Annotated in this window: 27 protein-coding genes; 18 read left to right on the top strand and 9 right to left on the bottom strand. The window is 67.6% G+C overall.

Features of this window, described 5'->3' with window-relative positions; genetic code table 11:
* Positions 1 to 33: 33 nt before the first annotated feature.
* The 3 genes from ACWCPQ_RS07750 to ACWCPQ_RS07740 are packed head-to-tail and all read right to left on the bottom strand — an operon-like array spanning position 34 to position 1851.
* On the bottom strand, positions 34 to 1053 hold the full coding sequence (locus ACWCPQ_RS07750; protein ID WP_449895972.1) for a zinc-binding dehydrogenase: 1020 nt from the start codon (positions 1051 to 1053) through the stop codon (positions 34 to 36).
* Between the two features lie 49 nt (positions 1054 to 1102).
* Positions 1103 to 1474, bottom strand: a complete 372-nt coding sequence (locus tag ACWCPQ_RS07745; RefSeq protein ID WP_449895971.1) for a hypothetical protein — start codon at positions 1472 to 1474, stop codon at positions 1103 to 1105.
* Positions 1474 to 1851, bottom strand: coding sequence for a nuclear transport factor 2 family protein (locus tag ACWCPQ_RS07740; protein WP_449895969.1), 378 nt, complete (start codon positions 1849 to 1851; stop codon positions 1474 to 1476). The genes ACWCPQ_RS07745 and ACWCPQ_RS07740 overlap by 1 nt, the downstream gene beginning before the upstream one ends.
* A gap of 92 nt (positions 1852 to 1943) precedes the next feature.
* Here ACWCPQ_RS07740 and ACWCPQ_RS07735 point away from each other — a divergent pair, with 92 nt between their 5' ends.
* The 14 genes from ACWCPQ_RS07735 (at position 1944) to ACWCPQ_RS07670 (ending at position 15178) form a co-directional block, all read left to right on the top strand.
* Entirely contained in the window at positions 1944 to 3083 is a 1140-nt protein-coding gene (locus ACWCPQ_RS07735; protein ID WP_449895967.1) for an acyl-CoA dehydrogenase family protein, read from the top strand.
* A 102-nt stretch (positions 3084 to 3185) separates the two neighbouring features.
* A complete protein-coding gene (locus ACWCPQ_RS07730; RefSeq protein ID WP_449895965.1) occupies positions 3186 to 3974 on the top strand; it encodes an enoyl-CoA hydratase/isomerase family protein in 789 nt (262 codons plus the stop codon).
* A gap of 36 nt (positions 3975 to 4010) precedes the next feature.
* Positions 4011 to 4388 carry a Zn-ribbon domain-containing OB-fold protein gene (locus ACWCPQ_RS07725; RefSeq protein ID WP_449895963.1) on the top strand — a complete coding sequence of 126 codons (378 nt, stop codon included), beginning with the start codon at positions 4011 to 4013 and terminating at the stop codon, positions 4386 to 4388.
* Entirely contained in the window at positions 4385 to 5536 is a 1152-nt protein-coding gene (locus tag ACWCPQ_RS07720) for a thiolase family protein (RefSeq protein ID WP_449895962.1), read from the top strand. The genes ACWCPQ_RS07725 and ACWCPQ_RS07720 overlap by 4 nt, the downstream gene beginning before the upstream one ends.
* A 14-nt stretch (positions 5537 to 5550) precedes the next feature.
* Positions 5551 to 6759 (top strand): acyl-CoA dehydrogenase family protein, encoded by a 1209-nt coding sequence (locus tag ACWCPQ_RS07715; RefSeq protein WP_449895960.1) that lies wholly within the window; start codon positions 5551 to 5553, stop codon positions 6757 to 6759.
* On the top strand, positions 6756 to 7706 hold the full coding sequence (locus ACWCPQ_RS07710) for a phosphotransferase family protein (RefSeq protein WP_449895958.1): 951 nt from the start codon (positions 6756 to 6758) through the stop codon (positions 7704 to 7706). Before ACWCPQ_RS07715 ends, ACWCPQ_RS07710 begins: the two co-directional genes overlap by 4 nt.
* Before the next feature lie 24 nt (positions 7707 to 7730).
* Positions 7731 to 8933 carry an acyl-CoA dehydrogenase family protein gene (locus ACWCPQ_RS07705; RefSeq protein ID WP_449895956.1) on the top strand — a complete coding sequence of 401 codons (1203 nt, stop codon included), beginning with the start codon at positions 7731 to 7733 and terminating at the stop codon, positions 8931 to 8933.
* Positions 8930 to 9685 carry an SDR family NAD(P)-dependent oxidoreductase gene (locus ACWCPQ_RS07700; protein ID WP_449895954.1) on the top strand — a complete coding sequence of 252 codons (756 nt, stop codon included), beginning with the start codon at positions 8930 to 8932 and terminating at the stop codon, positions 9683 to 9685. The genes ACWCPQ_RS07705 and ACWCPQ_RS07700 overlap by 4 nt, the downstream gene beginning before the upstream one ends.
* Entirely contained in the window at positions 9685 to 10476 is a 792-nt protein-coding gene (locus ACWCPQ_RS07695; RefSeq protein WP_449895952.1) for an SDR family NAD(P)-dependent oxidoreductase, read from the top strand. The genes ACWCPQ_RS07700 and ACWCPQ_RS07695 overlap by 1 nt, the downstream gene beginning before the upstream one ends.
* On the top strand, positions 10476 to 11507 hold the full coding sequence (locus ACWCPQ_RS07690; protein ID WP_449895950.1) for an NAD(P)-dependent alcohol dehydrogenase: 1032 nt from the start codon (positions 10476 to 10478) through the stop codon (positions 11505 to 11507). Before ACWCPQ_RS07695 ends, ACWCPQ_RS07690 begins: the two co-directional genes overlap by 1 nt.
* Positions 11508 to 11577: 70 nt before the next feature.
* Positions 11578 to 13092: a class I adenylate-forming enzyme family protein gene (locus ACWCPQ_RS07685; protein WP_449895948.1), complete on the top strand. Its 1515-nt coding sequence runs from the start codon at positions 11578 to 11580 to the stop codon at positions 13090 to 13092.
* A gap of 43 nt (positions 13093 to 13135) precedes the next feature.
* Positions 13136 to 13759, top strand: a complete 624-nt coding sequence (locus ACWCPQ_RS07680; protein WP_449895946.1) for a TetR/AcrR family transcriptional regulator — start codon at positions 13136 to 13138, stop codon at positions 13757 to 13759.
* A gap of 70 nt (positions 13760 to 13829) precedes the next feature.
* Entirely contained in the window at positions 13830 to 14162 is a 333-nt protein-coding gene (locus ACWCPQ_RS07675) for an EthD domain-containing protein (protein ID WP_449895944.1), read from the top strand.
* Entirely contained in the window at positions 14159 to 15178 is a 1020-nt protein-coding gene (locus ACWCPQ_RS07670) for an MBL fold metallo-hydrolase (RefSeq protein ID WP_449895942.1), read from the top strand. The genes ACWCPQ_RS07675 and ACWCPQ_RS07670 overlap by 4 nt, the downstream gene beginning before the upstream one ends.
* 79 nt (positions 15179 to 15257) lie before the next feature.
* Here the strand turns inward: ACWCPQ_RS07670 and ACWCPQ_RS07665 are convergent, their stop codons facing one another.
* On the bottom strand, positions 15258 to 15734 hold the full coding sequence (locus tag ACWCPQ_RS07665) for a type VII secretion system-associated protein (RefSeq protein ID WP_449895940.1): 477 nt from the start codon (positions 15732 to 15734) through the stop codon (positions 15258 to 15260).
* Positions 15735 to 15973: 239 nt separating this feature from the next.
* On the opposite strand from ACWCPQ_RS07665, the gene ACWCPQ_RS07660 reads away from it, so the two are divergent.
* Both ACWCPQ_RS07660 and ACWCPQ_RS07655 read left to right on the top strand, forming a co-directional pair.
* Positions 15974 to 16918 (top strand): hypothetical protein, encoded by a 945-nt coding sequence (locus ACWCPQ_RS07660; RefSeq protein WP_449895938.1) that lies wholly within the window; start codon positions 15974 to 15976, stop codon positions 16916 to 16918.
* A 184-nt stretch (positions 16919 to 17102) separates the two neighbouring features.
* On the top strand, positions 17103 to 17330 hold the full coding sequence (locus ACWCPQ_RS07655; protein ID WP_449895937.1) for a hypothetical protein: 228 nt from the start codon (positions 17103 to 17105) through the stop codon (positions 17328 to 17330).
* An 84-nt stretch (positions 17331 to 17414) separates the two neighbouring features.
* Here the strand turns inward: ACWCPQ_RS07655 and ACWCPQ_RS07650 are convergent, their stop codons facing one another.
* The 5 genes from ACWCPQ_RS07650 to ACWCPQ_RS07630 are packed head-to-tail and all read right to left on the bottom strand — an operon-like array spanning position 17415 to position 22939.
* Positions 17415 to 18179, bottom strand: a complete 765-nt coding sequence (locus tag ACWCPQ_RS07650; protein WP_449895936.1) for an SDR family NAD(P)-dependent oxidoreductase — start codon at positions 18177 to 18179, stop codon at positions 17415 to 17417.
* A gap of 41 nt (positions 18180 to 18220) precedes the next feature.
* Complete coding sequence (locus ACWCPQ_RS07645) at positions 18221 to 19918, bottom strand: ABC transporter permease (RefSeq protein ID WP_449895934.1); 1698 nt, start codon at positions 19916 to 19918, stop codon at positions 18221 to 18223.
* Complete coding sequence (locus ACWCPQ_RS07640) at positions 19918 to 21081, bottom strand: ABC transporter ATP-binding protein (protein WP_449895932.1); 1164 nt, start codon at positions 21079 to 21081, stop codon at positions 19918 to 19920. The genes ACWCPQ_RS07645 and ACWCPQ_RS07640 overlap by 1 nt, the downstream gene beginning before the upstream one ends.
* A 1-nt stretch (position 21082) precedes the next feature.
* Positions 21083 to 21865: an SDR family NAD(P)-dependent oxidoreductase gene (locus tag ACWCPQ_RS07635; RefSeq protein ID WP_449895930.1), complete on the bottom strand. Its 783-nt coding sequence runs from the start codon at positions 21863 to 21865 to the stop codon at positions 21083 to 21085.
* A gap of 36 nt (positions 21866 to 21901) precedes the next feature.
* Positions 21902 to 22939, bottom strand: a complete 1038-nt coding sequence (locus ACWCPQ_RS07630; protein WP_449895928.1) for an ABC transporter substrate-binding protein — start codon at positions 22937 to 22939, stop codon at positions 21902 to 21904.
* A gap of 121 nt (positions 22940 to 23060) precedes the next feature.
* On the opposite strand from ACWCPQ_RS07630, the gene ACWCPQ_RS07625 reads away from it, so the two are divergent.
* Both ACWCPQ_RS07625 and ACWCPQ_RS07620 read left to right on the top strand, forming a co-directional pair.
* A complete protein-coding gene (locus ACWCPQ_RS07625) occupies positions 23061 to 25007 on the top strand; it encodes an oxidoreductase (RefSeq protein ID WP_449895927.1) in 1947 nt (648 codons plus the stop codon).
* A gap of 103 nt (positions 25008 to 25110) precedes the next feature.
* On the top strand, positions 25111 to 26154 hold the full coding sequence (locus ACWCPQ_RS07620) for an ABC transporter substrate-binding protein (protein ID WP_449895925.1): 1044 nt from the start codon (positions 25111 to 25113) through the stop codon (positions 26152 to 26154).
* Positions 26155 to 26183: the final 29 nt, after the last annotated feature.

The raw sequence follows: 26183 nt of genomic DNA, 5'->3' as shown, positions 1-26183 counted from the left end.
GACTGCCGGTTCACGTCCGGTGAGCGATCACCGTCACGCGAGGCGGCACAGCGTTTTGCCCGTGGTGGCACCGGAGAGCATCGCGACCAGAGCCGACGCAGCCTGCTCGATTCCGTCGAAAACCGACTCGCGGTGCACGAGGCGTCCGGCGGCCAGGTGACCGGCGATCTCGTCGCGCATCGGCTCCTGGAGCCGGGTGAAGGACCCCGCTCGGAAACCGCGCATCCGAAGTCCTTTCGCCACCATGGTGAACAGGTTCGGCGGACCGGGCGGCGTGCTGCCGTCATAGCCGGACACCGCGCCACACAGGGCGACCCGGCCCTGCGGGCGCAGGGCATCGAGCGCCGCGGTCAGATGGTCGCCGCCGACATTGTCGAAATAGGCGTCGACACCGCTGGGTGCGAGGTCGGCGAGGGATTCGGCGATGGCGGGTGCGTGATAATCGAAGGCCGCGATCCCGAGTTCGTCGCGCAGATAGGCGACCTTCTCCGGGCTTCCCGCCGAGCCGAGCACGGTGGCCCCGCGCAGGGCCGCGAGTTGCGCGGCCAGCGCGCCCACCGCCCCGGCGGCCGACGATACCCAGACCGTATCCGCGGCGGTCAGTTCGAGGATCTCGACCAGACCCACATAAGCGGTGAGTCCCGCACTACCGAGCGGACCGAGGAACCACTGCGGCGGCAGGTCGCCGGTGTCGATCCGGGCCGGAGCCCCGTAACCGCCTATGGTCTGCGATCCGGACCCCACCACCGCGTATTCGCGATAGCCGAGAGTATGTGACACCACATCGCCGACGACGTAGTCCGGATTGCGGGTCTCGGCGACGATGCCGAGAGCGAGACCGGTGAGCGCGTCGCCCGGAAGCAGTGGTGGCAGGTATCCGTCCGGTGTGGTCTCGGCGAGCCGGATACGGATCGACGGGTCGATCGAGAGCCAGGTGTTGCGGACCAGCACCTCGCCCGGGCCCGGTACCGGGACGGGTTCGTCGATCAGGGCGAGATCGGAGGCGCTCAGTTTCCCGGCCGGTCGGCGGGCCAGGCAGAGCCGGCGATTCATCGTGGTTCTCCTCAGCAGGTTCGGCCGGTGAGCGCGCCCGGTGGCGCGGTCAGCGCGCGAAGGCGACTTCCGGGGTCCGGGCGATGAGCAGGCGGCGTACCGCACCGGCAGGATCGAGTTGTGCGGTCGCGTTGAACGAGGCCTCGAACGCACCCTCCCGGGTCGTGCGGCCGAGTACGAGTTCGTATTCGCCGACCACCGCACCCACATCGATGTGATGTACCAGCGTGCTCTTCTCACGCTGCGCCAGATACGCCACCAAACCTTCGCGGTCCCCCACGAATTCGGCGCTTTTGCCCGCCCCCTGGGAGAACTGCACCGACATGGTGAAATCGTCGGAGATCATGCCGAGCACCCGGTCGGGATCGTCGGAATCCATATAGCCGAACCACCGGTAGAGCACCGTCACATCCGTGTTCATCACTGTTGTCCTTCGTTCGAGAACTGGGGTACGAGCGGGAAATCCGCACTGAAGGTGACCTGGTAGCGGTCGACGAGACCGGCCGCGTCCAGATGCATCGCTGCCACGAAATAGCCCGTGGTCACCGTGTCGTTCTCGGTGACCGCGCCGTGGGCGAACTGGATATCCCCGTCCGCGGCCACCCGCAGCAGGACGTGTTTGCGGTTCACCGGCGGCCGGCCGTCGAGGTAGCCGAGCATGGCCGAGCGCCCACGGTCGCGGTTGACTCCCGTGGGCAGGACCATCGCGAAGTCGACGTCCTCGGCCAGTAACGCCACCGCGTCCCGCAACCGGCCGCTGTCGACCGTGGCGTAATAGTCCTCGATCACGTAACTCATGAAATGAACTTAGTTCAGCAAAGCACTTCTTGTCGAGGGCACGAACCGCTACGCTCAATAAACCGAATTGAACTCAAGTCAACCGGAGAATCATGTCCTCCACCTCAGCATCCGTCGAAGCCCCGTGGCCGGAGGCGGAACCGGCAGCCCTCACCCCCGGACCGGAACAGGAACAGCTGCGCGAAACACTGCGGGCACTGCTCGCGAAGCACAGCGGGATCGAGCAGGTCCGCGCGGTCGCGCAATCCGTCACCGGATACTCCGAACAGCTGTGGACCCGGCTCGTCGACGAGATGTCGGTGACCACCCTCGCGGTTCCGGAGGAATTCGGCGGGCTCGGATACAGCACCGCCGAACTGGCGATCGTGCTCGAGGAATGTGGTCGCGCGCTGGTCTGCGAACCCGTCCTGCACTCGGCGGTACTCGGCACACAGGCATTGCTGACCGCTCCATCCGGTACCGCCGACATCCTCCCCGATGTTCTCGCCGGCCGATCACTCGCCACGGTGAGCACGCTCTCCACCGGCACCGACGAGCTCCACGCCCGCCCGGATGGGGACGGCTGGCACATCGACGGAAAGATCACGCATGTTCCGGGCGGAGCGACCGCCGATATCGTCGTGGCCTCGGCGCAAACTCCTGGCGGCCGCCGGCTCTTCGCCCTGCGACCCGGGCCCGCCACCGAGCGCAGACCACGCCAAGCCCTCGACCCCACCCGGCGCCAGGCGGATCTGATCGTGCGGGACTGCCCGGCCGTGGCGCTGACCACCCCCGAATCGACCCCGGCGGCAGCCGCCCGCGTGCACGATCTCGCCGTACTGGCCACAGCCTGCGAGAACACCGGAATCGTCGATCACCTCCTGGAGCTGACCGTCGACTACGCCGGTACGCGATATCAGTTCGGCCGCCCGATCGGATCCTTCCAGGCGGTCAAACACCGGCTCGCCGATCTGCTCGTCCTGTCGGAGCGCGCGAGATCGGCGTCCCGATACGCCGCCGGGCTCCATGCCGAGGACCCCGGGTCGGCGCGCCTGGCCATCGCGGTGGCCGGCGCCGTATGTACCGAGGCGACCGTGCTGGCCGCGTCCGAAGCGGTCCAGCTGCACGGCGGCGTCGGCTTCACCTGGGAGCATCCCGTGCACTCCTATCTTCGTCGTGCACTCGGAAACGAAGCAGCGCACGGTGATTCGCGCACTCATCGCGCGCGCATCGCCGACCTGATCGGCGTGTGACGGACGGAAAACCCGTGCGGAAATCCGCATTGACGCGATCCGCGTCGTCGAGTACAACTGAAGTGAATCCAGTTCAATAACCGATAGTGAAAGAGGCCTGAGATGGTTGACACCGACCACATCGTCCTGGAGAAAGACGGCGAGATCGCCCGCGTCTGGCTCAACCGCCCGCACAAGAAGAACGCGGTCACCGTGGAGCTGCTGCACCGGCTCGACGAGATCATCGTGGAGGTCGACAACGACCCCGACCTCAAGGTCCTGGTGCTGCGCGGCCGGGCGAACACCTTCTGCTCCGGCTTCGACCTCGACGAACTCCGGGAGAACTACGTCGGCAAGACCAATGCGATGGATGTCGCGGTGCTCTCGGCGAAGGTGTGCGATCGCCTCTACTCGATGAACACCCCCTCGGTCGCGGTGCTGGAGGGATACGTCACCGCGGGCGGTTTCGAACTGATGATCTCCTGCGATTTCGCCGTCGCGGCCGACGACGCCAAGATAGGCGATTTCCATATCCGGCGGGCGCTGTTCGGTGGTGCGGGCCCGATCTACCGGCTGCCCCGGATGATCGGTATCCGCAAGACCAAGGAGCTGATGCTCACCGGCAAACTGCTCTCGGGTAAGGAGGCCGAGGAGTTCGATCTCATCAATGCCTCCGCTCCGGCCGCCGAACTCGACGCCCTGGTAGCCGATTTCATCGCGCCGATCGTCGACAAGAGCCCGTTCGCGATGAAGCTCACCAAGATGACCATCGACCGCGGCCTGGATGCTGATATCCAGTCGCTGATGGTGATGGAACATCTCGCGGTCGGTAACGCCCTGCAGTCCGAGGACGCGCGCGAGGGCGTCAACGCGTTCCTGGAGAAGCGCGAACCCAAATGGGTCGGCCGCTGAATCGTCGGCAGGTGGCGAGCTTTCGGAAGGAACGAGATGGGTGAGCAGGCGAGTCCTGTGCTGGAAGGCAGCAGATGCCGGGTGTGCGGCACGGTCGGGTACCCGGCGAGCGCGATCTGCGCGCGCTGCTCCCGGCCGACAGCGGACCCGCTGCCGCTGAGCGGCGAGGGGGTGGTCTGGGCCCATACTGTCCAGCGGTTCCCGCCGAAATCGCCACCGTATGTCGTTCCCGCCGACGGCTTCAGCCCATACGCAGTGGGCTATGTCGAACTCCCCGAGGGCATCAAGGTCGAGGCGATCATCGACTGCGGCGAGGATTTCACCGGCCTCGACCGGGCACCGGTGCGGCTGATCGCGGTCACGCCGGTCCCCCGGTTCGCCACCACATCCGCACGGCAGAGCGAGGACCGATGACAGAACAGGTTTCGATCATCGGCAGCGGGCTGTCGCGCTTCGGCCGGCAACCGGGCGTCAGCGGCCGGCAGATGGCGGTGGCGGCGATCACGGCCGCGATGGCCGACGCCGGATTGACCTGGCCCGATATCCAGGTCGCCTTCGGTGGTAGCGACGGTTCCGGCTCCGCCGACACGCTGGTGGCCGAACTCGGTTTCACCGGCATCCCGTTCACCAATGTCAAGAACGGCTGCGCCACCGGCGGTAGCGCCCTGTTCGCGGCGGTCAACGCGGTACGTTCCGGAGCTGCCGAGATCGCACTGGCGGTCGGCTTCGACAAACATCCGCGCGGCGCCTTCGATCCGGACCCCGCCGACTGGGGGCTGCCCGAGGGTTACGGATCGGCCGGGCTCATGGTGACCACCCAGTTCTTCGGCGCCAAGATCGGCCGCTATATGCGCGAACACAATATCTCCGCGGAAACCCTGGCCCGGGTCGCCGCGAAGGCCTACCGCAACGGCAGCCGGAATCCCAATGCCTGGCGGCGCGAACCGGTGCCGGTGGAGCAGATAGCCGCGGCCGAGATGGTGAACGACCCGCTCACCAAGTTCATGTTCTGCTCCCCCGGCGAAGGCGGCGCGGCCGTAGTCGTCGCGAGCGCGACCGCCGCGCGCCGCCTCGGTGGCCGCCCGGTCCGGTTGCGGGCGATCAGTCATCGCACCCGCCGCTTCGGATCGTTCGAGGTGTTCAGCCCCGCGGTCCAGGGCAGTGGGGAACCCACGAGTGTGAGCGCCGACGCGGCCGCGGCGGCGTTCGAACAGGCCGGGATCGGCCCGACCGACATCGACGTCGTTCAGCTCCAGGACACCGAGAGCGGCGCGGAGGTCATGCATATGGCCGAATGTGGGTTCTGCGTGCACGGGGCGCAGGAGGAGATGATCGCCGCGGGCGCCACCGAGATCGACGGGTGGCTGCCGATCAACACCGACGGCGGCTGCATCGCCAACGGCGAACCCATCGGCGCCTCGGGACTGCGACAGGTCCACGAGATCGTCACCCAATTACGCGGTGCGGCCGGCGAGCGGCAGGTCCCCGGAGGTCCGCGCACCGGTTTCACCCACGTCTACGGCGCACCCGGAATCAGCGCCTGCACTGTTCTTTCGGTCTGAGGTCGAGGTAGCACATGAGTACACGGACACTGCCGGATCTCACGGAGTTCACCGATTCCGCCCGGGCGTGGTTGCGCGGGATCGCCGCGCCCCGCGCCGAATCCGCGTGGGGTCACGGTGACGATTCGGTAGCCGTATTCGAGAACTGGACAGCCGCGGAAGAACGTCGGCACACCGACATCATCCGCGACTACGAACGCGCCAAGTACGACGCAGGTTGGGGCGCGCTCGACTGGCCGGCCGAATACGGCGGACACGGCCTGCCGATGTCCTATGTGCTCGCCTTCCGCCGGGCCGAAGCCGAGTTCGAGATACCCCGCCGCACCGAAATGTTCTCGGTGACCCAGCAATTGGTCGCTCCCACCATCGAACAGTGGGGCACCCCCGACCAGCGTGAGCGATACGTGCGGGCCATGTTGCGGACCGATCTGATCGCCTGCCAGCTCTTCTCCGAAACCGAGGCGGGTTCCGATCTGGCGGCGGTCCGGACCCGGGCCGCCCGCAATACCGACGGCACCTGGACACTCGACGGTCACAAGGTGTGGACCTCCGGTGCCCGCGTCGCCGATCTGGGGGTGGCGGTCTGCCGAACCGATTCCGCCGCGGCCAAACACGCGGGACTCACCGTCTTCCTGATCCCGATGGACTCGCCGGGCGTGACCGTCCGGCCGATCCGCCAGATGACCGGCGGATCCTCGTTCAACGAGGTCTACCTCGACGGTGTCGTGCTCGACGACGGGCTGCGCCTCGGACCGGAAGGCAAAGGATGGCCGGTGGCGCTGACCGTACTCGCCGCCGAACGCCTCGACGGCGCGACGCTCGGTCTGGCCAATGCCGACCGAGCGGTGGCACTGGCCCGCAACCTGGGCCGGCCGCTGTCGGAGACCGAACGCGACCGGGTCGCCGATCTGGTCACCCGCAGCTATGTCCAGCGAGTCGCGGGTATGCGGGTCGCGGCGGCCGTGGTCGCGGGGCGCGATCCCGGACCGGAGGCATCGGTGGGGAAGCTCCTGGCCACCGACACCATGGCGCGGACTTCCGAGGTCGTGCGACTGCTGCTCGGCCGCGATCTCGTCGCCGATTCGGGACGCTGGGGAACCTTCGCCTGGACCGAGCACATCCTCGGCGCACCCGGTTACCGGATCGCGGGCGGCACCGACGAGATCCAGCACAACATCATCGCCGAGCGGGTGCTCGGCCTGCCAAAGGAGCCGCGCCCATGACGCTGGAAGCCCGTGTCCGTGAACGGTTGTCCGCCGAGACCGGAGCCGGGCTCACCGGATTCGAGCCGCTGCCCGGCGGCCATTCCGGACTCACCTACCGCGCGCTGACCACCGGTGGAACCTACGTCGTGAAAGCGGTGCCCGAAGGCCGCGAACCGATCGGCCGCCACGATATGCTGCGCCAGGCCCGGATCATGCGCGCACTGGCACCGACCGAAGTACCGGTGCCACGTATCGTCGTGGTGGACGACAGCGAAACCGCCTGGTTCGCAATGGAATTCGTCGCCGGGGAGTCGCTGGAACCGGTATTGGACGATCCGGCGGTCGCACCGGATATCGCCGCCGCCCGCATGCGTCGCGCAGCGGATGTACTGCCCCGCCTGCACGCGGTCGCCCTCGATACGGTCCCCGGCATCGAGGCGGCACTCACCCCGGCCGACGAGCTCGCCCGCTGGGCCCGCACGCTCGGCGCGGTGCCACCGGAACTGGTCGGCGGTGGCGACCGGCTGCTCGAGCTGCTCGGCCGCCGGATCCCGGAACCGCTGACCCCCACTCTGGTACACGGCGACTATCGGCTCGGCAATATCATCGCCGCCGGTACCGAGCCGGTAGCACTGATCGATTGGGAGATCTGGAGCGCCGGGGACCCACGCGTCGAACTGGGCTGGTTCCTGGTCTTCGCCGACGGCACCAACTTTCCCGAGGTCGGCCGCATCGTGCCCGGCTTGCCGAGTGCCGCCGAACTGGTGGACCGCTACCGCTCCGGCGGCCCCGCGTTACCCGAGCTCACCTGGTTCGATGCCCTCGGCCGACTCAAGATGGCCGCCATCATGGGGCACAACCTGCGGCGGCACCGGGAGGGCCGGCACCACGACCCGGACCAGGAAAAACTGCCCGCCACCATCGACCGCCTCATCGAGACCGGAACCGCGCTGCTCGCCGGTTGAGGTCCCCAGTTCAGGAGCCGCACCGTGGATTTCTCCTATTCCGCCCGCACCCGAGACCTGCTCGGCAGACTCGGGCATTTCATGAACGATCACATCTATCCGGCGGAGCCGATCTACGACGCGCAGATCGCCGCCGCGGACAATCCGCACGAGCAACCGCCGATCATGCGGGAATTGCAGGCCCGGGCCAGAGACGCCGGACTGTGGAACCTTTTCATGACCCACGACGGTTTGGGCGCCGGACTCACCAATCTCGAGTACGCCCCGCTCGCCGAAATGGTGGGCCGGTCGATCATCGGCAACGAGGCGATCAACTGTTCGGCACCCGATACCGGCAATATGGAAATCCTGGCCATGTTCGGCACCGAAGAGCAGAAGACGCGATGGTTGCGGCCACTGCTGGATTGCGAGATCCGGTCGGCATTCGCGATGACCGAACCCGCCGTCGCCAGTTCCGACGCCACCAATATCACCTCGACCATCCGCCGCGACGGGGACGAATACGTCCTCAACGGCCGCAAATGGTATATCTCCGGAATTCTGGACCCGGACTGCGAGCTCATCGTCTTCATGGGCAAATCCGATCCGACGGCGCCGGCCTACCGGCGGCAGAGCATGATCCTGGTGCCCGCGGACGCGCCCGGAATCGAAATTCTCCGGGATCTGCCGATGTTCGGATTCCACGACCGGCTCGGACACGGCGAGGTGCAGTTCACCGATGTCCGGGTACCCGCGGCGAATATGCTCGGCGCCGAAGGCGACGGTTTCGCGATCGCACAGGGCCGGTTGGGCCCGGGCCGGATGCACTACGCGATGCGGGCCGTCGGCATGGCCGAACGCGCACTGGAACTGATGTGCCGCCGATCGCTGGAGCGCACCGCGTTCGGTGGCCCGCTCGCCGACCGGGGGGTGGTGCGGGAGTGGATCGCGCGCAGCCGGATCGAGATCGACCAGATCCGGCTGCTGGTCCTGAAATCGTCCTGGCTGATGGATACCGCGGGCAATGCGGCGGCGCGTTCGGAGGTCGCCGCGATCAAGGTGGCCGCCATGGAGGTCGCACACACCGTGGTCGACCGGGCGGTACAGACCTTCGGCGCGGCGGGGGTCAGCAACGACACCGTGCTGGCTCGGATGCACGCGATCACCCGAGCATTGCAGATCGCCGACGGCCCGAACGAAGTACATCTGCGCACCATCGCCCGTCTGGAAGTGAAGAAATACCGATGAGCACAACGGATCTGACCGGAAAGGTCGCACTGGTGACCGGGGCGAGCCGCGGCCTCGGGCTGGCGATCGCCCGTGGACTGCGCGAGGCCGGCGCCACCGTGATCGTCTCCAGCCGCAAACTCGCGGCCTGTGAAGCGGCGGTCGCCGCACTCGGCACCGGGCCCGGCACCGTCCATCCCCTGGAACTGCACGTCGGCCGCTGGGACAGTATCGAACCCGCGGTCGACCGGATCGTCACCGAATTCGGCGGACTCGACATCCTGGTCAACAATGCCGGAATCGCCCCACTCGCCGAGAATCTCGCGTCGGTGACCGAGGGACTGTGGGACAAGACCCTGGAAGTCAATCTCAAAGGACCCTTCCGGCTGATGGCGGTGGCCGGGGCCAGAATGGCTGCCGCGGGTGGTGGATCGATCGTCAACATTTCCAGTATCGGCGCGGTCCGGCCCAGCCCGCCGGAGGCGATGTACGCCGCGGCCAAGAACGGACTCAACGCGCTGACCATGGCCTTCGCCCAGGAATACGCCCCGACGGTGCGAGTGAACTGTGTCCTGCCCGGAGGTTTCGCGACCGATATGGCCGAGCACTGGGACGCCGAGTTCGTCGGCAAGATCGTCGACCGGCTGCCCGCGGGCAGGTTGGGGCGGCCGGAGGAGATCGCGGGGTTGGTGGTGCACCTGGCCGGCGATGCCGCCGGGTACACGACCGGGGCGTTGATCCCGGTCGACGGCGGCCGGACCGCGGTGTACTGATGGAGGCGCGGACGACCGGATCGGATACCGGAACGCTGGAGAGCCTGTTCGGACTGAGCGGGCGGGTCGCGGTGGTCACCGGCGCCTCGTCGGGACTGGGTCTGGGCTTCGCCCGCACGCTGGCCGGGGCGGGCGCCACCGTATACGCGGCCGCCCGCCGGGTCGACCGGTTACAGGAGCTGGCCCGCACCGATCCCCGGATCGTGCCGGTGAGCTGCGATGTGACCCGCGACGCGGACCGCGCCGCCCTGGTGGACCGCTGCTATGCGGAGTCCGGGCGCCTGGACGTACTGGTCAACAATGCGGGGCGGCCCGGTCCGCCGAACGCCGAACAGGAAACCGATACGGAGTTCCGCGCGATCCTGGATTTGAATCTGCTCGCCGGGTTCCATCTCGCCACCTACGCGGCGACGCGGTTGCCCGCGGGTGCCCACGCTTCCTACATCAATATCTCCTCGGTGATCGGCCTGGTCTCCACCGCTCCGATCGGCGGCGCGAGCTACGCCGCGTCCAAGGCCGGGACCCTGGGCCTGACCCGCGAGCTCGCCGGGCAATGGGGCCGGCGCGGTATCCGGGTGAACGCCGTGGTCCCGGGCTGGTTCGATACGGAGATGACCGACGGATTGTTCAGCAACGAGAAGTCGGCGGGCTGGGTCCGGCGCAACACCGTGCTCGGCCGGGGCGGCCGCAGCGGGGAGGTCGACGGCGCGGTGCTGTTCCTCGCCTCGGACGCGTCGTCGTATATGACCGGGCAGACCGTCGTGGTCGACGGCGGCTGGACGGCCCGCTGATGCTCGCCGTCCAGCTCACCTCCTGGGGATCGGAACCCGCACTGCGCGAGATCCCGACCCCCCGGCCCAAGGGCGAGGAACTGCTGCTGCGGGTCGAGGCGGCCGGTCTGTGCCGCTCCGACCTGCATGTGATGGATTCCGCCGCCGGCAGTTTCGACTATCCGCTTCCGCTGACCCTCGGTCACGAGGTGGCGGGCACCGTCATCGACGCGGGACCGTCCGCCGACCGCGGCTGGATCGGGGAGAACGTGGTGGTCCACGGCATCTGGAGCTGCGGCGCGTGCCGCAACTGCGCACGGGGGCGGGAGAACTACTGTCTGCGCCTGCGCCCGGGGGGCAGCGGCGTGCCGATCGGTAACGGACTCGGTCATCCGGGTGGGCTGGCGGAGGCGATGATCGTGCCCGCGGCCAGATATCTGGTGCGGGCTCCGGGGCTGGACCCGGTGGTCTGCGCTCCGCTCGCGGATGCGGGGCTCACCGCCTACCACGCGATACGCGAGCAGCGCGATCTGATCGATCCCGGCAGCGTATGTCTGGTGGTCGGGATCGGCGGGCTCGGTCATCTCGCCGTGCAGATCCTGCGCGAATTCGGCGCGGGCCGCATCGTCGCGGTCGACAACCGGCCGGAGGCACGCGCTCAGGCGCGCCGGCTCGGCGCGGACGCGGTGTTCCCCGATATCTGTTCCGCGGCGGCCGAGTCCGGCGCGGATCTGATCCTGGATTTCGCGGGTGCACCCGATACCGTCGGCCAGGCCGGCCCCGCACTCGCGCCGGGCGGGCGCCTGGTGGTGGTCGGCAGTGCGGGCGGCCGGCTGGTCGTCGGCAAGGACGTGGGGTTGGCCATGGGCTGGGGTGTCACGGCACCTTTCTGGGGGCCACGATCGGATCTGGCGGCGGTGGTGGAGCTGGCCCGCCGCGGCGTCCTGCACGTCACGGCACAGACATTTCCGCTCACCGAAGCGGTCGAGGTCTACCGCAGGCTGCGCGCGGGTGATATCACCGGTCGCGCTGTGCTGGTGCCACCGGTATGACGAGCGCATTCCGCCCCGCGGTGGCGCGGCGACGAGTAAACAGAGAGCACTGCGGCACGAGGAACAGGCGATGAGAGTACTGGCGAAGGAGATGCTCGAACGGGCGCGGCGGACACCGGCGGAGATCGCGGTGATCGACGAGCTCGGACAGCACACCCTCGGTGAGATCACGGCGACGGCGAACGCGCTGGCCGGGCGAATAGCGGCCGTGGACGATCGCGCGCCCACGGTGCTGATCCAGGCCGACAACACCTGGCGGACCCTCGCCGCGGCGCTCGCGGTCGGACTGCGCGGCGGGGTGGTCGCGGTGTTCAGCCCGCACGCCACCGAATCGGAATTCCGGCTGGCAGTCGAGGACATCGAACCCGATCTGGTGATCGGCGAACCCGAGTCGCTGCGCCGCTGGGAAGTACCGGAAGAGGTCTGGTCGCACCGCGTCCCCGCCTTCGGTGATCATCTGCTGCTGGCCCGCGGCACGCCTTTCGGGCCGATCCGCCGCTGGCACGGCGGCAGCGCCATCGCGATGACCTCCGGTTCCACCGGCCGGCCCAAATGCGTAGTCCAATCCGAGGACGCCATCCGCTACGCGTGCCGTAGCACCATCGAGGCCGTCGGCCTGCGCCCGGGCGAATCGGTGGGGGCGTTCGTGCCACTGTCCTCGGTGGCCGCATTCTGTTTCGGTATGTATCTGCCGGCCTTCCTCGGCGCCACCATGGTCACTGTCGGCCGCTGGTCCCCGGCTGCGGCGCTGGACACGATGGCCGACCACCGGGTGGCATGGACCATGCTGGTACCGACGATGGCCCTGCAGCTCTCCGTGGTGGAGGGCAGCGCCGGGCGATTGTCGGCCCTGCGGGCGATGACAGTGGGCGGCGGACCGATGAACCAGCGGGCGCTCGCCGAAGCCGAGGAGAAACTCGGCACCACCTTCCTGCGCGTGTTCGGAATGTCGGAATGTCTGGGGCACACCACGCCGCGACGCGATGATCCACCGGAGATCCGGCTGGGCCGCGACGGGCGCCCGTTCCCCGGCACGGTTGTGCGCGCGGTCGACGCGAACGGTGCCGCGCTCCCGGCCGGGGAGATCGGCGACGCGCAGGTGAAAGGCCCTTCGCTGTTCGTCGGTTACGCCCGCGGCGGTGTCCCGGTTCCGCCCGGCCTCACCGACGACGGGTTCCTGCCCACCGGCGATCTGGTCGAGGTCGCCCCCGACGGTTCCATCCGGGTGATGGGCCGCCAGAAGCAGATCATCATCCGGGGTGGACGCAATATCGATATCAACGAGATCGAGGCCGCGATCGCCGCGCTACCCGGGGTGGTGCAGGTATGCGTCGTCCCGGTACCCGACGAACTGCTCGGTGAACGCGCCGCGGCGCTGGTGGTCGCCGATACCGGAGAGCTGACACTGCCGGTGGTGACCGCACAGCTCGCGGCCGCGGATTTCCCCAAATTCAAATGGCCCGAATACTTGTTCACCGTCGCCGACCTCCCGCAGAATCGGGTCGGGAAATTGTCCCGCCCGGACGCGGTCCGTCTCGCCGAGCAGCTGGCCGCAGCTGACTCGAGTTCATATCAGGTGGGGTAGAGTTGAAGCATCCACACAGTCGAATCCTGGGGGCACTTCACTCATGACCGTTGATACCGGAGCTCGGCGGGAAAGCCCGCGATCCAAGCGGAGCAGCATCCTGGCCGCGGCAATAGAGCAATTCGGACGAATCGGTTACGAGCATACGAAATGGGCGTCGATCGCGGACGAGGTCGGAATCGGCCAGACGGCGCTCTACCACTATTTCGAATCCAAAGCGCACTGCCTGCTGACGATCATGCGCCTGGAATTGGCCGATTCCGTCGACCGTTTCGTGGCCGCCACCGAAGGTGCGGAAAACCCGGAAAAGGCACTGCGCGCCGCCGTATCCGGGGCATTGCGCGCCGAACCCACCGACGCGCTGCAGCGGCGGATCCTGCAGAACCATATGGACCTGCTGGCGGCGCCGCGCCAATCCGAGAAAGAGGAAGCCGAACGGCTTCGTTCGCGCGAACTGGTCCAGGAGATCGAACAGAACTGGACCGATCTCATTGCGCGCGGTATCGAAACCGGTGATTTCACCGACGCCGATCCACGTATTCAGGGCAGGCTGGTGCTGGCGGTGGTGATCAGCGTCTGGCGCTGGTACCGCCCGGACGGCGCGCTCACCCTGGCCGAGATCACCGAGACCGTCACCGAGACCGCGGTGCGCATGGTGCGCGCCTGACTCCACCCGCCCCCGGTGCGCGGCTTCGCACGCGCTGGTCAACCAAACAGAATTCAGTTAGGATCCCCGGATGTACAACCTCATCGTCCTGGCGTCACGCCCCAGCGATTGGACTCATGAGCAGTTCATCGAATGGTGGCGCGGCGAACACGCGGAGGTGACCTACCCGCTGCCCGGGCTGCTGCGCTGGCAACACACCGAACTGCTGGACACCCCCGATGAACGATCGGCGGGCTGGGACGGTATGTCGGTACTGAGCTTCGAATCCAGGGCGGCACTCGACACCGCACTCGCCAGCCCGGAATGGAAAGCGGCCGTCCGCCATGTCGGCGCGATGCGCGGCCGCCGGATGATCTGGTACGGCGAGGAACGCACCATGGTGCCCGCGGCCGGTAACCGATGACCACGCACTGGGCCGAGCCCGGCTGCTACCCGGTCGCCGAGGGTGTCCATCGCATTCCACTGCAGTTGCCCCAGGACGGTTTACGAGCGGTCAATGTGTACGCCCTCGACACAGACGAAGGACTCGTCCTCATCGACGGCGGATGGCATCGACGGCACACCTACGACGAACTGTCCGGCGGACTCGCCCGCATCGGGCGCTCCCCCGACGAAATCCACGACGTGCTCGTCACCCATATCCACCGCGACCACTACACCTTCGCGGTGGAGCTACGCCGCCGGCACGGCTGCCGGGTACACCTCGGCGCGGCGGAATCCGCCGGCCTGCGCGAGATCCGAGAGCTGGGCAGCAATGTTCCGGAGAGCTCGCTGCGGGAACTCCGTCGCGCGGGCGCGGCCGGTATCGCGGCACGTGCCCATGCCGAATGTAGCGACGAACCTTTCGACACCGCGGACTGGGCGGCCCCGGATCGTTGGATCGATCCGGGGCCACTGACCCTCGGCGGTTACGAACTGGAAGCCATCGCCACCCCCGGCCATACCAAGGGACATCTGGTGTTCCGCGACCCGGCCCGGGGCCTGCTGTTCACCGGAGATCACCTGTTGCCCACGATCACTCCATCGATCGGATTCGAACTGGGCACCTGGGAACTGCCGCTGGGCAATTTCCTGCGCTCATTGGAATTGTTGCGCGACGACGACGACCAGATAATGCTGCCGGCCCACGGCCCCGACGGCGGCAGCGTCGGTCGGCGGGCCCGGGAGCTGGTCGAGCACCACGACACACGGTTCGCCCAGATCCGAGCCGCCCTCGCCGACCTCGCACCGTGCACCGGGCTCGAAGTAGCCCAGGCATTGCCCTGGACTCGGCGGAACCGCCCGTTCGCGGCCCTGGGCATATTCGATCAGATGATCGCGGCCTGCGAAACCCTGGCCCACCTGGATGTCCTGGTGGCACGGGAGGAACTCGCCGTCGACGACTCCGACGGGGTGAACATCTTCACCGGGAGACGCTGACCCGTCCGCCGGAGGCCGGCCCCGCGCCGTACGGGATGCCCGGTGTCCACACGAACCCAGCACGAAGGATCGCGGGTAGCTACCGAGCGCGACGCAGGCTCTCGGTGGAGAGCCGGAACGGAACGGGTCCGGCCGGGTTGATCAGGATATCGATATCGGGCGGCACCACATCCGCCAGATCACTTCCCCTGACCGGAATCCACCTGACCCCCGCCGATTGTTTCTTATGCGCCTCGGCCGTCACGACCGGAACACACAGGACACCGTCGGGCGCGGGACCGACCAGCGGATCACCACGGTCGTCGCAGCCGATCTGAACCACGGAATCGCACAGGGTGGGCACGATGCGCGTGCTCATATCCGCACCGCCGGCAACGAGCCGCAGAATCCTGTCGACGGGATCTGTCGGAGTCGTGGCGTCGGCAGGCCGGTAACCGGGGTTGGGTTCGAACGGGCCCATACCGCCCGAGCCGTCCAATGCCCAGCCACCCATCACCATCGAGTCGGGGGGATTCTGCTCGGGATCTTCCGGTTTCCAACCGGGGTCGAGAAGCACCAGCCGATCTCCACGTTCGACAGTCCGGAATATCGACTCCACGGTGGACGGCCTTTCCCTTCCGGCGGTGTACATTCCGGTCCGCGGCGGCGCACCGGACCACCACCGGGTGTGAACAGATGCGACCGATTGTAGGCCACCGCGTTTGTGGTATCCCCCAGGACGGCAAGACGGCCCGGACTCACACCGAATGAATCGGTTAATCTGCTCTCCGAGTTCACTCTGCAAGGAGTTCCCGGATGTCGGCTGTCTCCCTCATAGAGGACGCCGGCGAGCGCCTGATCTCGGTGACCACCGCGGCGACGCGCGACATCCGCCGCCGCACAACAGGTATCGCCAGCAGAGGTGTACAAGGGGCCGATCACCTGTCCCATATCGACGACCGCGCCGCCGGGCGGATCAGAATACCGGGCGACCGGCCGGAAACAGTAACCACAGCCCGCAACCGGTGGCCGATCACCGGCACCGACTACGACAACGGCCGGGATGTGGAGATCGATCCGGCAGATATCGTGAGTGTCCCGTTGCACGACGCCGACGGCAGGCCAATCGGAGTGTTGTTTCCGTCCCAGCCCACCGATATCGAGGACTTCGTACCCTGGGCACAGATGCGGAACAGGACCAGCGACCTCTCCTACCGGTTGATCTACGAGCGCGTTCCCGCGTCGCAGACCGGCGGTGATCCGATCTGGGCATACGGCGGTCGCAAGGAAGCACCCTGGACGCAGGAAGCACCCTGGGCGAAGGAAGTCCGCCGCACCGGCATCCCGCCCCTGTACGTGATATCGCACGCCAATCCGCACGCCTTCACTGTGCAGGTTCGAACGAACAACTCGCTCCGGACGATGTTCCTCGACGGCGAATCCTATGGCGAATCGGTCGCCGTCAACCCACATCTCCTGAGAGCCGCGGAAGGCAACGATATGGGCGTGCTCCTGCCGCTTTCGTGCAGCCCGTCCAGGATGTACGGCTCCATCGGCGACTTGGCAGCAAGGCACCTCATCACCGATGGCGAGATGGACAGGAATATCCATATGCCTCGGAGCACGATGTTCTTCGGGCGCGACGAAGACACCGGGGAGTCCTGGCTGGGGGCCGAAACTCTGGTCACCGAAGTCGGCCGGCACAATCCGGAATTCGATTCGTATTGGGGCTCACCGTACGCCTTCCTGGACAGACCCTGACCCTCGGCCGCAGTCCGGTCCGGCGGACACCCCTCAGCCGGGGCAGCGATTCTGTTCTGCAACAACATCTTTCGCTCACCTATTCATCACTGGGACACCGGGTTGCTTGTCACGCCCAGACGATGAGCCGTCGGACAGCGACCTTCGATCTTCCGGATTTCGTCGGGAAAGAGAACCAGCGGAATTGTTCTGTCGAGCCACATCGCGACTGGCCACCCGGGCCCGAACGGTTCAGGACACCTACGGAAACCAGCTGCGGACCGCCGTGGCCGGAGTGCGCGCACAGGCGCGGGCAATGCCCGAGGCCGACCGGCACAGCGCTCTCCGGGTCACCCTTTCCTCGCTGGTCGTGATCGGCGATGAATTCGTCACCCTCCGGCCGTCCGATTTCGCGGGTCCGGCGTCGGGATGACCGTGTCGCCGGCTGCACCCACCTGACGACGCGACGCGAACCGGACATCTTCGCCCTCATCCAGCGAAGATGTCCGGGGCGCCGTCACACGCAGGTCCAGCCGCCGTCCACATACAGTTCCGTGCCGGTGACGAAAGTCGAGTCGTCCCCGGCCAAAAAGGCCACCGCCGCCGCGACCTCGGCCGCGTTCCCCAGACGGCCCATCGGGGTACCGGCCAGCATTCTTCGGTGCCGCTCGGTGCCCTCGTACCGTTCGAGCAGCTGCTCGGTCTCGATGAATCCCGGATGGATCGAATTCACCCGGATACCCTTGGTGGCCCAGTGCAGCGCGGCGTTCTTGGTCATCGTGCGCACCGCGCCCTTGGCCGCCGCGTAGGCGAGGCTGTTACCGAGGCCGCCGACGGTCCCCAGGATCGAGCAGAGGTTGACGATCGAACCGCCCCCGCTGCCCTCGATCAGGGCACCCGCGTGTTTCATCCCCAGCCAGGTTCCGGTCTGACTCACCTCGATCACCCGGTTGTAGCGGTCGAGGTCCTCGTCGACCACGGTGGCCAGGCTGCCGATGGCACCGTTGTTCACCAGGGCATCCAGTCGGCCGTAGCGATCCTGCACCGCGGCAACGGTTTCCCGCCATTCGTCTTCGCGAGCGATATCCAGCGGGCGGGTCAGATGCCGGTCGGGCCGTTCCAGCCCGGTGACGAGCTCCGCGCAGGCGGACTCGCCGAGATCGGTCACCACCACCGCGGCATCTTCGGCGGCGAGTCGGCGCACGATCTCGACACCGATCCCGCCCGTCGCCCCCGTGACCAGTACGACCTTGTTCCGGAGTCGGGACTCTCCCGTCGGCATTGCGGCCCTTTCTGTTCCGGTACCCGCGCAGCGGGCTCGCCTCATAGTTTGTTCAACACGTTCCGCCCGCCGATCAGCATCGCGATCGCGACACCGGCGGTGGTGACCGCCGTCATCAGCAGTGCCATCGCAGCCACCAGCGGATAGGACCCGTTCTGCCACAGGTCGAACAGCAACGTCCCCATCACCTGCGTGGTCGAGGCCCGGACCAGTAGCGATGCCGCGAATTCGTGGGTCAGCAGAATGAACATCAGGGCGACCGCGCTGAGCACGGTCGGCCGCATCAGCGGCAACATGATGCGCAGATTCGTCACCAGCGGTGAAGCGCCGCTGGTAGCCGAGGCCTCACTGTAGGTGTTGCCCAGGGAGAGCATCGCCGTCATCTGCATTCTGGTCGCGTAGGGCAGCATCAGCACGATGTAGACCAGAATGATCACCGTCTTGGTTCCGTAGAGGATCAACGGCGGTTCGGTGTAGGTCAGCAGGAATCCGACACCGAAGATGACGGCCGGAATGCCCAGCGGCAGTGCGGTCATCAGATCGGCGAGCAGCGCGAGGATCTTGAACTGCCGGCCGCGCACCAGCAGGCCGGCCATCAGGTAGCCGAGCGGCACACAGATGAGCACCGCGGCCAGGGCGGTCGACACGCTGGTGACCACCGAACCCACGATCGCGTTGTCCGCGGCCAGTGTGCGGAAGTTGTCCAGGGTGAGCAGATCCCACGACAGTGCACCCGACCAGTAGGGTGTCAGGGAGACGATCACCAGGCCGAGCAGCGGGATGATCAGGGCGAACAGCGCGTAGACGACTATGGTCGCGGTGGCCCACAACGACCGTCCGGCGGGCGGGGCGAATGCCTTTCCGCCGTGGGTGACGAACCGGGACTGGTTGCCCAGCAGGCCTTTCTGGATCAGTACCAGGGCGAGCCCGAAGATCACCAGCGGTGATCCGGCGGCCGCGGCCGCGGCGAAGTCCGACGGGGATTCCGAGACTCGGCGATACATTTCCGTGGTCAGGACCTTCACACCGTAGTTCTGTCCCAGCAGCAGTGGTCCGGTGAACTGCCCCAGGCCCAGCAGTAGCGCGATCCCGCCGCCGTAGATGAGGGACGGACGCAGCAACGGCAGGACCACCCGGAAGAACACACCGACCGTCGACGAGCCGCTGATCTGCGCGGCCTCCAGATGTTCGGCGCTGATGTTCTGCATACCGGCGCTGACGAACAGATACACGAACGAGGTCAGGCCGAAACCGGTGAGGATGATGATCCACGGCACGGTATAGACATCGATCGGGCCGGTGTCCGAACCGCTCCACCACGGCAATTTCCGCAGCAGCACATTCAGGTATCCCGGTCCCGGCGACAGCAGGAACGCCCAGCCCACGATATTGGCGACCGCGGGCATCACGATCGGCAGAATCGGAATGATCCGCAGGAACCCGAGCCGGTCCGGCAGCCGGCTCGCGGCGAAGGCGAGCAGAGTGCCGAGCACCATTGCGATCACCAGTGATCCCAGCGCCAGCGCCACGGTGGTCCGGACGGTCTCGCCGATATCGAAGCGGGTGTATTGGGACCGATAGCCGCGCGCACCGTCGGCGAAGGCCAGTGATTGCAGCCGGATCATCGGTAGCACCACCAGATAGCCGAGCACCGCCAGCAGAGCGGCATAGCCCAGGCGCGAGCGCCAGCGCGCGGGAACGGCGAACGACCGGGGAGCGATCGCGGTCACGGTGGCCATCAGGCGTGTCCTCCGGCGCTCACGGCCACCGGCTCCGGCGCCGCGGCCGGGCTGCCGCCCGGCGCCGCGAATACGCGGAGCGCGGCGGGCGAGAAACTCACCACCAACGGCGCACCCGGGCTGCTCCCCCGCAGCGCCGCACTGTGCTGGGCCGCCGGAACCCGCAGGATGAGCCGGTCACCCCCGGTTTCGACCGTGACGTCGAAGTACCGGCCGCCGTATTCGTAGGTCACGAGCTCGGCGTGCAGGGCCACATTGCCCAGCGGCACGTCATCGGTCGTGGCGTGCAGCAGTACATCGTCGGGCCGCAACCGGGCCACCGCGGTGCCGTGTTCATCCGCCGAATCGCGGACCACCGCATGCGTCAGATCGATGGAATCCCCGGCCGCTGTGGCCCATCCGTCGTGACCTCGGCGCAGCGTCAACCGGTTGCTCATTCCGATGAAGGCGGCCACGTAGTCCGATACCGGGTTCTCGAACACCCGCTCGGGCTCGTCGTATTGTTCGATCTTCCCGGATTTCATGATCGCCAGCCGGTCACCGAGGGCGAAGGCCTCGGCCTGGTCGTGCGTGACGAACACCGCGGTGAACCCGAGCCGCTGGTGCAGCTGATGGATCTGGGACCGCACCTGATCGCGCAGGCGTGCGTCCAGGTTGCTGAGCGGTTCGTCGAAGAGCACCAGATCGGGGCGGGCGACCAGACCACGCGCGACGGCCACCCGTTGCTGCTGCCCGCCGCTCAGCTGCGCGGGATAGCGATCGAGCAGTGCGCCGCAGTCGACCATCTCGGCGGCCTTCTCCACCGCCCCGTCCGTGACGGCCTCTTTCATCTTGCGGACCTTCAGTGGATACCGGATGTTGTCGCGCACGGTCATATGCGGCCACAGCGCATACGACTGGAACACCATGCCGATATTGCGTTTGTGTGCGGGCACGTTCACCCGAGCGGCGGCATCGAATACCGGGCGATCCTTGAATGCGATCGAGCCGCCCTGTGGGTCCTCCAGCCCGGCCAGACAGCGCAGCGTCGTGGTCTTACCGCAGCCGCTCGGCCCGAGCAGCACCAGGAACTCACCTTCTTCGATGGTGAGATCGAGCCCGTCGACGACGATATTGGTGCCGTAGGTCTTGGTGAGGCCGGAAACGGTGAATGTCGACGTCATCTCATGCCTTCTGAGTCGAGAGTTTCGGGGTACGGACACCGGCGGCGGTTCCGCCGTCGACCAAGAGGTCGATTCCGGTGACATAGCTGCTGTCCGCGGCTGCCAGGAAGGCGATCACCGCCGCGACTTCTTCGGGTGAGCCGCGGCGCCGCATCGGAATACTGCGGACGTAGCTCTCCATATCGTCGGCGGCGAAGCCGGGCGCCGAGGTGATCTCGGTGGTGATACTGCCCGGGCAGACCGAATTGACCCGGATACCCTGTTCGGCCAGTTCCAGTGCGGCGACTCTGGTCAGTGCGCGCACACCGGATTTCGCGGCGCCGTAGGCACCGAGTTCGGCGGTCGCGAGCACACCGCGTAACGACGACACCGTCACGATGGCGCCGCCGTCGGTCATGGCCGCCGCGGCGGCTCGCAGCCCGAGGAAGGTACCGACCAGGTGCTGGTCGATCATGCGGCGGAACTGGGTGAGCGTCGTCTGCGCCAGGGGCGCCTTGAACGCGGTCCCGGCCGAGTTCACCAGCACATTCATCCGGTGGCCGGCCCGCTCCATCGCGGTGACCGCGGCCTGCCAATCGGTTTCGTCGGTGACGTCGAGGTGGCGATAGTGCGCGCGGGGTCCGAGTGTCAGTGCCCGTTTCCGGCCGGCTAGATCGTCGATGTCGGTGAGGTAGACCGTCGCTCCCTCGGCGGCGAACAGTTCGGCGGTGGCCCCACCGATCCCTCCGGATGCCCCGGTGACCAGCACGTGGGTACCGTGCAGGGGCTCGGCCCTGTTGTCCATGCCTGTCCTTGTCGGTCGGTGTGAATCTGAGCCGGATCAGCTCTGGAAGCGCCGCGCCCATTCCTGGGAGTACTGGGTGACCTTGTCCGGGGTGAGATCGGCGGTATCCGGCGCGGCGATCTCCTGGGCCTGCACCACCGCGCCCGGGATATCCGGCAGGGCCGCGGCGTAGCCGTCGTTCAGGGCGGTCTGCCCTTCCCGGGTGGCCAGGAAATCGACCAGGACCTGCGCCGCGTTCGGATGCGGCGCGACGCTGAGGGCATGGCTGTACCAGGGTGTGCCCCAGGGCTGCGGCGGCAGCGCCCAGTCGACCGGTGCCCCGGCCGCCACTTCGGTGACCAGCGGTTGCACCGACGGAGTGGCCACGATCTCACCGGAAGTGAGCGCCTGGGCGATGCCCAGCGCGCTCGGATAGATACGCGGTTTCAACTCGGCGAGCCGATCCCAGTAATCGTCCCCGTAGGTCCGGGCGTAGAAGCGATAGAGATCGACATAGGACGCGATACCGGTGGGATTGACGATGCCGATCTTGCCGCGGAATTTCGGATCGAGGAGATCCTGCGGGGTGCGCAGGCCGCCGGGCACGGCGCCGGTGTTCCAGCCGAGTGCGAATACGGCCGCGCTGCTGAGTGCGAACCGGTTCTCGAGCAGACTCGCCTCCGGCTGGTATTCGGGTGCCCGCAGATCGGGGCCGACCAGTTCGGTGGAGTAGGTGCCCGATCGGGCCGCATTGCTGATCCACGTCGCGTCGGTGAGCATATGCACATCCGCCGTGCCGCGCCCGGTGCGGTTCTCGGTTTCCACCCGCGGGTTGATATCCGCGTCGGTGCCCCGGACGAACTCCAGATCTATCCGCGGATACCTCTTTTCGAACGCGGTCTCGAGCCGTTCGAGATTGGCGGGCTTCTGACTCGAATAGAGCAGTACGCTGCCCTCTTTTTCGGCGGCCGCCTCGACGTCGGACCAGGTGCCGGTGACGGGCCCGGTGGAGCCGGGGCTCGCCCCGCACGCCGCCAGAACCGAGGTGACAGCGAGGGCTGCCGCGGCCGCCGTGGCCTTGAACAACAACTTCATGGTGCGAATACCCACATCCCGCAGAACTGAACTGATGTCAGTTTGAAACTATGCCAAACCCATTGTGGTGTCAATCACTGTGTGGCAATAATATGAAGTGAATCCAGTTCAAGGAGGAACGGTGATCTCGCCTCTCATATCGTCCCCGCTGCGGATCGGCCCGCTGACCGTGCGCAACCGTCTCGTCGCCACCGCGCACGGATCCGGGGTGGTCAGCGCGGGCGCGGCCCAGCCCGGGGACGACGACTACTGGCGTAGATGCGCAGCGGGCGGCGCCGCCGTGGTGATCGCCGGCGGCACCGTGGTGAGCCCGGACTCGGGGAACCGGACCGGCAATATCACCGACGCCTCCGATCCGGCCGGCCTGCCGGGATTGGGCCGCCGGGCGCGCGCGATCGCCGCAGAAGGCGCAGTCCCGGTCTGCCAGCTGGTCCACCTGGGGCGCGAAACACTCGGCGCCGAGATATGGGAGCACCCGGTAGCGCCTTCGGATATCCGCTCACCTCGCGAACCCGTCCGGGCACGCGTGCTCTCCGACGCCGATATCGACGATATCGTCGCCGCGTTCGTGCTCAGTTCCCGGCATGCTGCCGAGGCGGGATTCGCCGGGGTGGAACTGCACGCGGCCCACGGATACCTGCTGGCCCAGTTCCTCTCGGCCGGATCGAACACCCGCCCGGACGCGGCCACGACGGCCGGGCGGGCCGGGGTACTGCACCGGCTGCACACCGCGATCACCACAGCCTGTCCCGAACTGGTCCTCGGCGTTCGTCTTTCGATCGACGGCGCCGAGGAAGCAGGTCTGAACACCGACGGCCTCTGCGAACTACTGCCACTGCTGGGCATGTTCGACTACATCAACGTGACGGTGGGGGTGCGCACCACCTATGTCCGCGATATGGCGACCGCCGCTCCCCCGCTGCTACCGGTCCTACACCGGTTACGCGCCGCGACCGATCGGCCGCTGCTGGTCTCCCAGGCATTCCGGACCCGGGCCGATATCGAGGCGGCGCTGGCGGCGGGCGCGGATCTGGTCGGGATGGCGCGACCGTTCATCGCCGATCCGGATTTCGCGGTGAAACTGCTGCGCGGCGAGGACTCCCGGATCCGTCCGTGCGTCTCCTGTAACGAGGACTGCCGGTCGTTCACCCCGGTGCTGCTCTGCTCGGTGAACCCGGTGCTGGCGCCACCGGGCCACTCGGCCCGCCCGGCCCGGCCGTTGCGATTCGGCCGGGCACCCGATCGCGCGGCACGGGTCGCGATCGTCGGCGCCGGACCGGCCGGGCTGGAGGCCGCGTTCCGGTTGGCGCCCACCCGCGATATCACCCTTTTCGAGGCGAGTCGCCGGCTGGGCGGACAGTTGCGCACCGCCGCCCAGGCCCCGAATCGCACCGGCTGGTCGGCGCTGCTGCGGTACTACCAGGACAACCTCGCCGGAGTCACGCTGGAACTGGGATACCGGGCCCGCCCGGCGGACCTCACCGACTTCGACGAGGTGATCGTGGCGACCGGCGCGACCGAGATCGCGACTCCCGGCACCGCGACGACCACCGCGGCCTTGATCGACCCCTGGCAGATCTGGCCAGGCGACCGAGTGGTGGTCGTGGACGACGGATTCGGCTACTGGCCGGCCCTCGGGGTCGTGGAGGCGGCGCTCGCGGGCGGGGCCGGCCGCGTCACTGTGCTGGTGCCGGGGCCGGCGGTCGCGGCCGGTATTCCCGCCGAGAGCCGGGTCCAGTTGCGTAAGCGGCTGCTCGGTGCTCCGGTGGACTTCGTTGTCGAAGCCGCGCTCTCGGACGTAGCACACGAAGAGTCGGCGACCGTGGTGGCATACCGGAATCTGCTCTCCGGCGATACCGCTCGGCTCACCTGCGATCGCGTCGTCGTCGCAGGCGAACGCCGGGCCACCGGACCGGGGCCGTTCCAGCGCGAACTGCCCCACGCCCGGGTGCAAGTGATCGGCGACGCGGTGGTACCACGCCGGGTCTCGCACGCCGTGGCCGAGGGTTACGCGGCCGCGGCGACCGTCGCCGGCCGCACCGCCGGTGTCCCCGCCCGGACCGGGTGAGTCTCACCGGACCCGCTCCGGCCGCGCCCCGGTGGACCACCGGGAGCACCGAAACCCCCGCTGCCGATCGAATTCGGCGGCGAATCGAAATGATGAGGTACCCATGCGAAAATCCCGTCGAGCGCGCATTGTGCGAACGACAGCGACACTCGGAATGATCGCGCTGGCCCTGGCGGGCTGCGGTAGCACCGGCCAGGTGTCGCGGCCCGTCGCCGGGACCTGGGACGAAATCGTCGCCGCGGCGAATGCCGAAGGCGCGGTGACGATCTACTCCACCCAGGCACAACCGGCACTCGCCGCGCTCGAGGCAGCGTTCGAAACCGCCTATCCGCAGATCGATCTCACCGTGGTCCGCGGCGTGGACGCGGACCTGCTCTCCCGGGTCGACGCCGAATCGCGAACCGGCAGAGGATCGGGCGATATCGCGGTGATCACCGATGTCTCCTGGATGCAGAAGGCCGAGGGCACCGATCTGGCAGTGGAAGTGGCCGGGCCGTCGTTCGACGCACCCGAGTACCGACGCACGGACAGTATCGCCGGTGCGAAGTTCTTCCTCGAAGGCGCGGTGGTCCTGGGATTCGGCTGGAACACCGCCGCATACCCCCGGGGCATCCGGACCGCCCAGGATCTGCTCGACCCGGCACTGAAAGGCAAGGTCGGCATCGTCACCCCGGCCACCTCGCCGACCTATATCGACTACTACGACCATATCGAGAGGAACTACGGCGGCCGCGATTTCCTGCGCCGGCTCGCACAGAACAGCCCCCGCATCTATCCCAGCACGCAGCCGCTGGGACAGGCGTTGGCCGCCGGCGAGATCGTGGCCGCGCTCATGTGCAATCCGATGCTGCCCGAACGGGCGGCCGGGGCACCGGTCGGCTGGACCGAGGGAGCGCACGTATGGGGTGCCCGGTGGTACGGGCTCGCGCTGGGTTCGGCGCCGCATCCCAACGCGGCCCAGGTGCTCGCCGATTTCATGGTGAGCCGGCCCGGCCAGCAGGCGACCTCACCGGGCTACGGTTCCGCCCTCCCGGGTATCGACGGCGCTTTGGCCCTCGCGCAGGACGTACCGGAGCAGAACCTCGAGGTCACGATCGGCGCGGGAGCCGAACGCTACCGCAACGACTGGGAGGGCATCTTCCGGTGACAGACGCCGAACGCTCGACCAGTGAGCAG

The organism is Nocardia sp. NPDC001965 (assembly GCF_053594175.1).
Note: the sequence above shows the minus strand (reverse complement) of the source record. Positions and strands in the feature narration are given on the sequence as shown.